Annotated in this window: 11 protein-coding genes and 1 pseudogene; 5 read left to right on the top strand and 7 right to left on the bottom strand. The window is 38.7% G+C overall.

Features of this window, described 5'->3' with window-relative positions; genetic code table 11:
• On the bottom strand, nt 1-253 hold a 253-nt coding region (locus CK510_RS33550), incomplete at its 3' end, for a transposase family protein (protein WP_245912226.1).
• 247 nt (nt 254-500) lie between these two features.
• Between CK510_RS33550 and CK510_RS19540 the strand changes: the two genes are divergently transcribed.
• The gene (locus CK510_RS19540; RefSeq protein ID WP_095723295.1) at nt 501-791 is read left to right on the top strand and encodes a beta-barrel domain-containing protein; all 291 of its coding nucleotides are present in this window, start codon (nt 501-503) and stop codon (nt 789-791) included.
• A 251-nt stretch (nt 792-1,042) separates the two neighbouring features.
• Nucleotides 1,043-2,593, top strand: coding sequence for an ATP-binding protein (locus CK510_RS19545; protein WP_095723296.1), 1,551 nt, complete (start codon nt 1,043-1,045; stop codon nt 2,591-2,593).
• A 13-nt stretch (nt 2,594-2,606) separates the two neighbouring features.
• Here the strand turns inward: CK510_RS19545 and CK510_RS19550 are convergent, their stop codons facing one another.
• From CK510_RS19550 to CK510_RS31890, 4 genes are all read right to left on the bottom strand, one after another.
• The gene (locus CK510_RS19550) at nt 2,607-3,197 is read right to left on the bottom strand and encodes an S-layer family protein (protein ID WP_095723297.1); all 591 of its coding nucleotides are present in this window, start codon (nt 3,195-3,197) and stop codon (nt 2,607-2,609) included.
• Between the two features lie 310 nt (nt 3,198-3,507).
• Complete coding sequence (locus tag CK510_RS19555) at nt 3,508-4,860, bottom strand: WD40 domain-containing protein (RefSeq protein WP_095723298.1); 1,353 nt, start codon at nt 4,858-4,860, stop codon at nt 3,508-3,510.
• A 134-nt stretch (nt 4,861-4,994) separates the two neighbouring features.
• A complete protein-coding gene (locus CK510_RS31095; protein WP_143289354.1) occupies nt 4,995-5,180 on the bottom strand; it encodes a WD40 repeat domain-containing protein in 186 nt (61 codons plus the stop codon).
• 125 nt (nt 5,181-5,305) lie between these two features.
• The gene (locus CK510_RS31890) at nt 5,306-5,509 is read right to left on the bottom strand and encodes a hypothetical protein (RefSeq protein ID WP_158224930.1); all 204 of its coding nucleotides are present in this window, start codon (nt 5,507-5,509) and stop codon (nt 5,306-5,308) included.
• Nucleotides 5,510-5,858: 349 nt separating this feature from the next.
• Here CK510_RS31890 and CK510_RS19565 point away from each other — a divergent pair, with 349 nt between their 5' ends.
• The 3 genes from CK510_RS19565 to CK510_RS19575 all read left to right on the top strand — a co-directional run bounded on the left by CK510_RS19565 (nt 5,859) and on the right by CK510_RS19575 (nt 8,749).
• Nucleotides 5,859-6,773: a metallophosphoesterase family protein gene (locus tag CK510_RS19565; RefSeq protein WP_095723299.1), complete on the top strand. Its 915-nt coding sequence runs from the start codon at nt 5,859-5,861 to the stop codon at nt 6,771-6,773.
• Between the two features lie 84 nt (nt 6,774-6,857).
• Nucleotides 6,858-8,111: an AAA family ATPase gene (locus tag CK510_RS19570; RefSeq protein WP_095723300.1), complete on the top strand. Its 1,254-nt coding sequence runs from the start codon at nt 6,858-6,860 to the stop codon at nt 8,109-8,111.
• Nucleotides 8,108-8,749, top strand: a complete 642-nt coding sequence (locus CK510_RS19575) for a retron system putative HNH endonuclease (RefSeq protein WP_095723301.1) — start codon at nt 8,108-8,110, stop codon at nt 8,747-8,749. Before CK510_RS19570 ends, CK510_RS19575 begins: the two co-directional genes overlap by 4 nt.
• A gap of 122 nt (nt 8,750-8,871) precedes the next feature.
• On the opposite strand, the pseudogene CK510_RS34420 reads toward CK510_RS19575, so the two are convergent.
• A pseudogene (locus CK510_RS34420) lies at nt 8,872-8,994 on the bottom strand (CHAT domain-containing protein); the annotation flags it as partial.
• Complete coding sequence (locus CK510_RS32885; RefSeq protein ID WP_211293233.1) at nt 8,990-10,048, bottom strand: hypothetical protein; 1,059 nt, start codon at nt 10,046-10,048, stop codon at nt 8,990-8,992. The pseudogene CK510_RS34420 and the gene CK510_RS32885, both read right to left, overlap by 5 nt.
• Between the last annotated feature and the right edge of the window lie 107 nt (nt 10,049-10,155).

Consider the following 10,155-nt stretch of genomic DNA (forward strand, 5'->3'; position numbering starts at 1 on the left):
CTGACAACCAATCGTATTTACTTAAACCATAATTCTGCATGTCTTCCCAACCTTTAGCTCCTGCGATTACTGATAATATGGCGATGATTAAAATATCTGTTAATAAATGCACACGTTTTCTTTTTACACGGGGGTCTTTGATGTCGCCAAAAATTGATTCCATCTTTTCTGTTAACGCAGTCGCATTCCCTATATTTAATGCTTTAGGGCTTTTAATCAGAGAATTATTAGGAGACTTGAAACCCAATACCATGAGACTGACCCCGATGTACAATAGACGCTTTGCTTATTAGCGTACTACTTGATGTATTTAATACTCAAATTCGATTTGCATATGTATATATTAGTCAAATAATCTGTATTTCTTACTACAAAATTAAATGCGCTTACCCTGCTTAGATGCAGTAGCAGAAATTGCGCCAAGCAACGCACCATTAATTATTAAAGCGAATGTTCTCCCCGGAGAAATCAAAAAAGTTGCGGTGAATCAAAAAGTTTAATTGCGGGTTGATGCTTGTCCCTACCCAGATTATGGTACTCTTATCGGAACAGTTAAAGCAATTTCACCAGATGCAATTACCCAACAAAATAATAATACTTCTGGAAACGTAACATCCGGAAACAGTACATTTTTTGAAACGATAATTCAACCAGAAAATCTCACATTTGGTCGTGGGGAACGTCAATGTTATTTGCAACCAGGAATGGAAGCAAAAGCTGATATTATTTCCAGCGAAGAAACAGTGCTGAGATTTTTGTTGAGAAAAGCAAGATTATTGACCGATATTTAAAGGGCTGTAAATCATCTAATGAACACGGATTAAATAAAGTACATTCACTCTTCGTGTGTAAGCGCAGCGTAACGCACCATTTCATATTCAAGGTAGACGTTATTGCACTTATTTAACAAAAAAGGCTTGAAACCCTTATACGTCTATAGATTTAACTTTTATTCGGCAACCCATAAGTAAAACTCCACTAGAAATAGCTGCAACTCAAAGCGCTACACTAAGGACATCCCAACAACAGTAACCGAATCCCTATGCCTCGTTGGTTTAACACCGCAGGTCCTTGTAAAGCCGACATTCACTACATGCTACCGCCAACTGTGAGGTTGCCGAATTTGGAGCGACTAATTGCCCAAGAAAGCTATTTTGTCATTCATGCTCCTCGCCAAACAGGTAAAACGACGGCAATGCTGGCTTTGGCAAAACAACTTACAGAAAGCGGCAACTACGCGGCAGTCATGGTATCTGCGGAAGTTGGCGCTCCATTTAGTGATGACCCTGGAAAAGCCGAATTAGCAATTCTTGGTGCTTGGAGTGATGCGATCGCAATCCGTTTACCCCAAGAACTACAACCACCTGCTTGGAAGTTTGAGGATGCAGGACAAAGGATTCGATCTAGTTTGCAGGCATGGGCGCAAGCTTCACCAAGGCATGTTGTACTATTTATTGATGAAATCGACTCTTTGCAGGACAAAGCCCTAATTTCGATTTTGCGGCAGTTACGTGATGGTTATCCCAGTCGTCCAAAAAACTTTCCCTTATCTGTTGGGTTAATTGGTTTACGAGATGTGCGGGATTATAAGGTTGCTTCTGGTGGAAGTAATAGATTAAATACAGCAAGCCCCTTTAACATCAAAGTCCGTTCCCTAACTTTGAGAGATTTTAACGCAATGGAGGTGGCGCAATTATACCAACAACATACCGAAGACACGGGACAAGTTTTTACCCCAGACGCGATCGCAACAGCATTTGAGTTGACTCAGGGACAACCTTGGTTGGTAAATGCCCTTGCTAAAGAAATTGTCGAAGAGATGGTGACGGATGTAAATGTAGCAATTACACCTGAGCATGTTCACGCAGCCAAAGAAATACTAATTAAAAGGCAAGATACCCATCTTGATTCCCTTGCTGAAAGACTTCGAGAACCGAGGGTGAAGGCAATTATTGAGCCTATACTTGCAGGCTTAGAACTAGGAAATGTGCCAAATGATGATATCCAATTTGTCATCGACCTGGGCTTATGTAAGATGGACCCCTTGGGAGGACTTGCGATCGCTAATCCGATTTATCGGGAGGTTTTACCTAGAGTATTAACGGTAACACCGATGGCTTCTCTGCCTCAAATAACACCTACTTGGTTAACTCAATCCGGGGAGTTAGACACAGATGACCTATTAAAGGCGTTTTTAGCGTTTTGGCGACAACATGGAGAACCATTACTTGGTAGCGCTTCTTACCATGAAATTGCCCCCCATTTGGTGTTAATGGCATTTTTGCATCGGGTGGTGAATGGTGGGGGAACGCTAGAAAGGGAGTATGCCATTGGACGCGATCGCATGGATTTATGTCTCAAATATGGCAAGATTACTCTAGGGATTGAGTTAAAAGCTTGGCGGGATAAAAGGGGAGACCCAATGGAATCGGGTATTGAGCAGTTAGATTCCTATTTGGCAAGGTTGGGGGTAAATTTTGGTTGGTTGATTGTTTTCGATTTACGTGCAAGGGCTTTACCCATCGATGAGCGATTAACAACTGAAGTTACAACTACGAAAAATGGGCGTTCTGTGACTATTGTTAGGGCTTAGTTGGGATATAAAATCAACATTCTTTACCAAGTACAAGCTTCCCATTTGGCAGTTCATATACTCCAGATGGCTCAATAACGCGATCGCCTATTTGCCAGGGTCGTGTTTGTGTTGGTAATGTTGTTGATTCTGTGGGGATTGGTTGCACATCTCCAGTCGAATAAAAAGGAAGGGAAGGATCACCGGGACGCAGGGGTAAACCACCGGAACCTGTGATGAAGAAGGAACCGTTTTGTTGTTGATTTCTGCGGGCTATGCAACTATTGGCGATGAGGGCATCGGTGTCGATGGCTTTTTGGGGGAGTTTGCCAAGGTTGTTTGGGATAGAACTATTATCGGGAGATTCGATTGTGACAATACCAGAAACACCAAATTTAGAACTAGCAGTAATATCGCTTTGATTTGTTTCTTGGGAACGAAATTCTGTCCCAAATATTCCTTGAGTGTTAATTTGAACTCTACCACCATTCCCCTCAAAAGCATTAGCAATGATGTCGCTGTCTTCTTTAGGAATAGCAATGATAAATTTTGAGTTGATATTGACGTTGCCACCATTTCCTGCTTCTCCTGCGGTTGCAGATACAACACTTCCACGACGTAGCAACAGTAAATCTGCGTTATCTACAAAGATGTTACCGCCGTCTTGAGATGTTGTTTCGGCAATGATTTTGGCGTTGTCGGGGTGAAATAAGCAGTGATACCGAAAGTTACGCTAAGGACTTGATGACCTATTTTCAACGTCCTATTCACCTGAGAGAAACCTGTACCAATTGAAGCCTCTAAAATTTAGGAGCCTCAAATCCTTGCTGTATCGTACTCGTTTGATGTACCAAACAGAGTATAGGTTAATTGGTACATCGAGAATTGTGAGAAATATCGGTTTGCAGAATGCTTATCCAGTAAAGATTACAGCCTTAGCGTAACTTTCTGTACGATTGCTCATTTAGCCCCTTGTCTCTCAGTTCGATTCTCTTGGCATCAATATTAATATCACCAGCAACACCACTACCTTGACTGTTGACGGAAATTTGAGCGCGATCGCTTACATCTAATTTCCTAGCATTTACTTGAATATTACCACCGCGAGCGGAAGCTGTTGAGGTTGTATTGGCAAATAATCCGCTAATACTTCTCCCATTTGTACCAGAAAGGTTGACAGTATCAGCATTGAAAGTAATATTACCAGCTTGTCCTTGGTTTGTTGCTGTGGTAAAAATTCGCCCACCTTGGGTAGCTTCAAAATTATTGGCGTTAATTGTTACATCTCCACCACCAAACGCAGATGTTGTTTGGGCATCCAAAAATCCACCGTTACTAACTCGAAATGAATTTGTATTAACAGTTATTGTTCCCCCTCTTCCGCTTGCATCATCTTCTGTTGCAGTAGATAATTGACTAGCAAACCCAACTCTACTAACTCCATCTACAACAGCACTATCACGCGCATCGATAGTAATATTTCCAGCCCGACCTAGACCAGATGTAGAAACACTAAATCGTGCGCCATTTTCAACAAATACTGAACCTGTATTGATGCGAATATTACCACCATTTCCCCTACTGTCCTCAGCAACAACGCTGAAAACAGCAGTGGGAAGTGTTAAATCTTCAAATTCTCCAAACCCAGAAGCAATAACACTATCACGAGCATTGATAATAATATCACCAGCATCGCCTGTACCAAAAGTACTAGCTTGAAGCTGACTGCCATTAGCTACTGATAGCGAACCAGTATCAATACGAATTAGTCCACCCTTACCGTTACCAAAACGCCCAGGACTAGAAACTGTTCCAACAATATTTGAGATAATTGCTCCATCATCCAATGAAGTGCGATCGCGGGTACTGATAAAAATATTGCCTGCATCTCCTTCCCCTTGAGTACTAGCTCTGAGTTGAGAATTACCTGTAAGAGATAGTAATGCTGCATCAACACGAATATTTCCACCGTTCCCTTTTCCACCATTATTGCTTGCAATTAACTGTGCGCGATTATCAACGGAAAGATGACCTGTGTGGTCACTACTTCCACTGGCAATGGTTTTACCATCAGGGCTGATAGAAACTGATAATATACCACGAGTATATCCTTGCAAAGTTTTCAAACATTCACTAGTAAGAGCATCCCAGATTTTCACGGTATAGTCACTACTTCCACTGGCAATGGTTTTACCATCAGGGCTGAAACTAAGAGAGGATACACTACCACTAGTATGCCCCCGCAAAGTATTCACACATTCACCAGTACGGATATCCCAAAGTTCCACATTATTGTCTCTAGATCTACCCCCACTAACAAGGGTATTAAGTAACCAGACAGAATTAATTACAATACTGATTTTTGGATATCTTTGATAGGTAATAATTTCAGCCCAAGTTTTGTGTAATTAATTGTGTCCAACTACTTACCATCAGGACTAAAACTCATTGCAAATACAATTTCAATGTTTCCTTTTAGGGTTTTGAAACATTGACTTGCACAAACATCCCAAAGCTTCATCGTACCGTCAAAACTTCCAGTAGCTAGGGTTGTACCATCAGCCCAGTCAAGGTTATACGAATAAAGGCTAAAACTCTTTATTTGTATAACCTTGACTGGGCTGGTTTACCAACTGTTGCAGTTCATCGCAATTGCTTAAACTTAATTCCTTTGGAGCTAATCGTGCCACACCCTGATTCCTTCCTCATCAACAAAAAGTTGTTTTAATCTAATTAATTATTCTCCCACAAAATAGTTGGTTTATTTACGCCGCGCGGTACTAGTTTGCGATTATTTTCGGTCAGAACTGGTATTTTGACGTTAGCGATCGCATCCATAACTCCAGTATTCCAACTTGCTTTCGGAACTTTCAATCTTCCCGACTGTCCTCTGATGTTTTTTTGGTCGGCTACTTTAGGTAGTGATAAAGAGGTCAAATGGTTTCTATAATTAGCAATACATTAAATTTGCAATTAAGTTAAGAATATTACTATATAAACACTTAAAACATATTAGCATTTAGGAGGCACTGATGTATAAATAAATTATCCAGAATCGTAGGGGTTTCCCTACCCTTGCAGCGAATGGGATTTATCGATAAGTCCGTGATTGGGATATTTTATTTTCCGGGTTTTCCTGGAAACGAGACTAATATACTAAAAACGGTTCAAAATTAGACTTGTCAAATGCTTGTTATCCTTTTTTATTAGCTAATAGCGAATAGACAACCGTTCGGAGTATAACTGTCTAGATAAAGTACCTACATACATATTAAATAGGATAAATATGAATTTCAAACGACGTAAATTTATAATTTTAAGTAGTTTTGCTACCATTAGTGCAACAATTTTTGGTTATATACAAGTTATTAACGCTAGTAAAAATAATATCAATCAAGTTAATAAAAAGCCTATTAAAGATTCTCAAAAAGGAACATTAATATTTAGATTTGTTTCTGTTGCTGATACTGGTACAGGTGCTAAGGGACAGTATGAAGTCGCAAAAGCAATGACGAATTATCACAGCAAAAATCCTTATAGACTGGTGGTTTTAGCTGGCGACAATATTTATAATAATGGCGAAATGGAGAAAATTAATGCTGTTTTTGAACGTCCTTATGCAGAACTGCTAAAAAAGGGTGTAAAGTTCCAAGCTTGTTTAGGTAATCACGATATTCGTACCGAGAATGGCGACCCACAAGTAAAGTATGCTGGGTTTAATATGAAAGGTCGTTATTATACATATACTCGCGAGCAAATGCTGTTTTTTGTGTTAGATACTAATGGGAATGCTGACATGAAAACCCAGTTAGTTTGGTTGGAAACAGAATTAAGTAAATCAAAAGCAGCTTGGAAGGTTGTTTACGGACATCATCCAATTTATTCTTCGGGATATTATGGTGATAATCAAGTATTTATTAAATCGTTTACACCACTTTTTCAAAAGTATAATGTTCAACTTTATATCAACGGTCATGAACACAATTATGAACGCACAAAAGTTATTAATGGGACAACATATTTAGTATGTGGTGCTGGTGCTGGAACTCGTCCAGTGGGTAAGAATGAACGCACTGCTTATTCTGCGGAAAAGTTGAGTTTTGCGGCTTACGATGTCTATGCAGATAGAATCGAAGTTAAAGGTATTGGTACTGATAATAAGGTTTTTGATCGGGGTACAATTCCACTAAAATCAGTTTAATATTCTATGGATTTTTTGTTTTAGATGACTATATAGGTCATCTATATTGATTATTTTATTTCATAAATTAAATTAGAAGGACATATGAAAGTTAAGCGTATTGCCATTAATTCATTTCGTGGCATTAAAGAATTGTGTTTAGATTTTGATAGCAAAGAACCAACGGTAATTCTGGGTATTAATGGAGTTGGTAAATCGAGTATTTTAGATTGTTTAGCCATACTGCTTTCTCGATTTACATCTCCAATTCAATATCCCACAACTTCGGGACGTTTGTTTCGGGAAGAAGATGTAAATAGTGGATGTAATGAAACCCATAATGAAATTACAATTTCTGTTGATAATGATGAAGTAAGTTGGTCATTAACAAAGGTACAAAAGCGGCGAACAAAAGATACTAGTAGCAACTTAATCGAATTAAAAAAGCTGATTGAAGATACCCAAAATCAGTTACGACAAAATCCACAATTCAATTTACCAGTATTCGTACATTACGCTGTTAATCGCGCAGTCATCGATATCCCTTTAAAAGTTACTAAGAAACCCGTAATTGAAACCGTTGCGGCTTACGAACAAGCATTAAATGGAGTACAAATTAACTTCAATAATTTCTTCCAATGGTTTAGAACTTTAGAAGATTTAGAAAATGAAGAAAGACGGGATAATCCTACTTTCTTAAATCCACAACTTGATACAGTCAGACAAGCAATTTACTCTGTATTACCAGACTTTTCCAACCTACGTATCCGACGTTCTCCACTGCGGATGACAGTAATTAAAGATAGTCGAGAAATCATCATCAATCAACTTTCTGATGGTGAAAAATGTCTGCTTGCGATGGTAGGAGACTTAGCTTGGAGACTTGCGATCGCAAATCCGAGTAACCCGAAACCATTACAGGGAAATGGGGTAGTTTTGATTGATGAAGTTGAACTCCATTTACATCCCAAATGGCAACGGGAAGTAATTCCAGCTTTGACTCACACTTTCCCCAATTGCCAATTGATTGTTACTACCCATTCTCCTCAGGTAGTTAGTCATGTCAAACCTGAAGGTATTTATATCCTTGAAAAAACTGATTCAGGTATCACTATTCACCATGCTGAAAGTTCTTTTGGACGAGACAGTAACCGTATTCTCGAAGATTTGATGAGAGTACCGGAACGTCCACAGGAAGTTAAAGATAGTCTTCGTGAATTGTTTCGATGTATTGATAATAATAATCTTGAAGGTGCAAAAAAAATCCGTCAAGTATTAGCAAGTGAAATCGGTGAAGATGAACCGGAATTTGTCCGTGCAGATGTACTAATTAGACGTAAGGAAATTCTCAATAAATGAAGTACATTAATAAGAGTCAAGAACCGGGTAGTTTAACTGTATGGAATCGAAAACAAGGTAAGAAGATATCTAATTGGAAGTCTTTTAATAAATCTGTGAAAGAAGATGTGTATCAATCTCTGCTAAGAGAACAGGGTTATATTTGCTGCTATTGTGGTATTAATATTAGTCGCAGAAATTGTCATGTTGAACATTTTCGACCAAAAAGTAAGTACCAAGATTTAACGTTTACATATACAAATTTGATTGCATCCTGTCAAGGTGAAGATGAAGTTAGACCAACAAAACCTGTACATTGTGGGCATAAAAAAACGAATTGGTTTGATGATGATTTAATGATTTCACCGTTAAATCCGCAATGTGTAAACTATTTCCGCTATTCGGGTTCGGGTGATATTTTACCTACAAATGATGTGGAGATGCAGATTGCTGCGAAGACGACAATTGATATTTTAGCGTTGAATATTGATAAGTTGCGAAAGATGCGTCGGGTTGCTGTTGATGCTGTTTTGGAGATGATTGAAGGGTTAAGTGATGCTGAAGTTAAGTTGTTAGCAGAAGGGTATCAGCGTGTTGATGATAGTGGGAAATATACACCTTTTTCTATGGTAGTTTCCTATTTTCTGAATCAGTTTTAATTATATAATCTGAATAAAGATAAAACTCGCGCAAAGACGCAAAGACGCAGAGAGGAGGGTAGGATATTTGGGGTTTTTAATTCCTAATTCCTAATTCCTAACTCCTAACTCTTAAATATTTACTATAACCAATTACCAATTAATACGAATAGTGCCCAGTAAAATGGATGTTGTAAATCTTTATTTGTATCGTTTAAAAATGCTAGTTGGGTATTTCGTAATGCTTCGGCTTTGGAAATATTAGGCAGGATTCTCTCTCAAACACGCAAGAGCAAGTTTCAACATCTGTTTTTCCCATTCCTCCCGTTTAACTGGTTCGGTTTGAGATACAGCTAGTTGAATGCGATGTCTGACGACAAGTCTTACGTCTACGCTTGGAGTTTCCATCTCTCGTGTCGCTGGATGCTTTACCTTGCTTTCAACTTGATCGATAATTTCTTCTAATTCAGGAAGAGCGATACCATCGAAGATGGTTGCCAAGGGCATCGCAATAAATTTGGTTCTGCGTCCATTTTCTAATTGGTCGTAATCCAGGGGAAAATTTAGAGCATCATTAATTCTCGCTGCTGTTTTCTGTTGCGAAACTTCCGTAGGTAAGGTTACACAAAAATAAAGCTCCTCAATATCTTCTTTGCGAGCAACCCCCAGCGAACACTCAACACCAAATTTGCGATCGATTTCATCGGACAGCTTTTTCAAAACTTCTATATTTTTACCTTTCTCCTGTAATAATGATTCAAAATATTCACTTTTAACGGGTATTACACTTAAAGATGCTTCCCCATCATGTAGTAAACCTCGATTATTTCTCTCTGTATATTTTTCCTTGAGAATTGGCTTTAGCTCATCCAATAAACTTACTTTTTTATCTCTAACCAAAGCTTCTTCCCGGCTTATCGCAATCCATTTTTTCTGACTTTGATTGTAGGGACTTTTATTCTCAACAACAGTAATATCGAGTTTTCTATTGTCGAAAAGATTGGGATGCTTTTTCTCGGCTAAACCAATAATTTCGATTTGCTGCCCCTGAGAATTGGTAGCGACAATTTTTAAACCAGGTGCTTGTTCGACTTCTCGACTAATTGTAACTGCTCGATGAATTAGCAAATCATATATTTTCTTGATTTGGACTGCACTTGCTTTTTGTGCTGGTGTAAATTCGACTTCTTTGAATAAATCCTGAAATTGTTGTGTCGAACGCGCTGCGATCGCACTCTCAGCAAATGCATTGTTGGTCATCTTTGCCATCATATCAATCGCACCGTGACCTTTGATATTTATATCTCTTTTTGTATACACATCTCCCGATTTTCTCTCTTCAACCCAAGGGGGTACATCCCAGTTTTTATTCTTCCAAGAAAGATAAATAAATCATGAGAAAGTAAAGGGAAATTAAACGCGAACGC

It is taken from the genome of Brunnivagina elsteri CCALA 953, assembly GCF_002289455.1.
In the GTDB taxonomy this organism is placed as follows: Bacteria; Cyanobacteriota; Cyanobacteriia; order Cyanobacteriales; family Nostocaceae; genus Brunnivagina; species Brunnivagina elsteri.

What these genes read in the sequence shown, in the direction of transcription:
- CK510_RS19575 (WP_095723301.1), top strand. Translation starts at nt 8,108, where the DNA reads ATGAAGTACATTAATAAGAGTCAAGAACCGGGTAGTTTAACTGTATGG.
- CK510_RS19570 (WP_095723300.1), top strand. Translation starts at nt 6,858, where the DNA reads ATGAAAGTTAAGCGTATTGCCATTAATTCATTTCGTGGCATTAAAGAA.
- CK510_RS19545 (WP_095723296.1), top strand. Translation starts at nt 1,043, where the DNA reads ATGCCTCGTTGGTTTAACACCGCAGGTCCTTGTAAAGCCGACATTCAC.
- CK510_RS19565 (WP_095723299.1), top strand. Translation starts at nt 5,859, where the DNA reads ATGAATTTCAAACGACGTAAATTTATAATTTTAAGTAGTTTTGCTACC.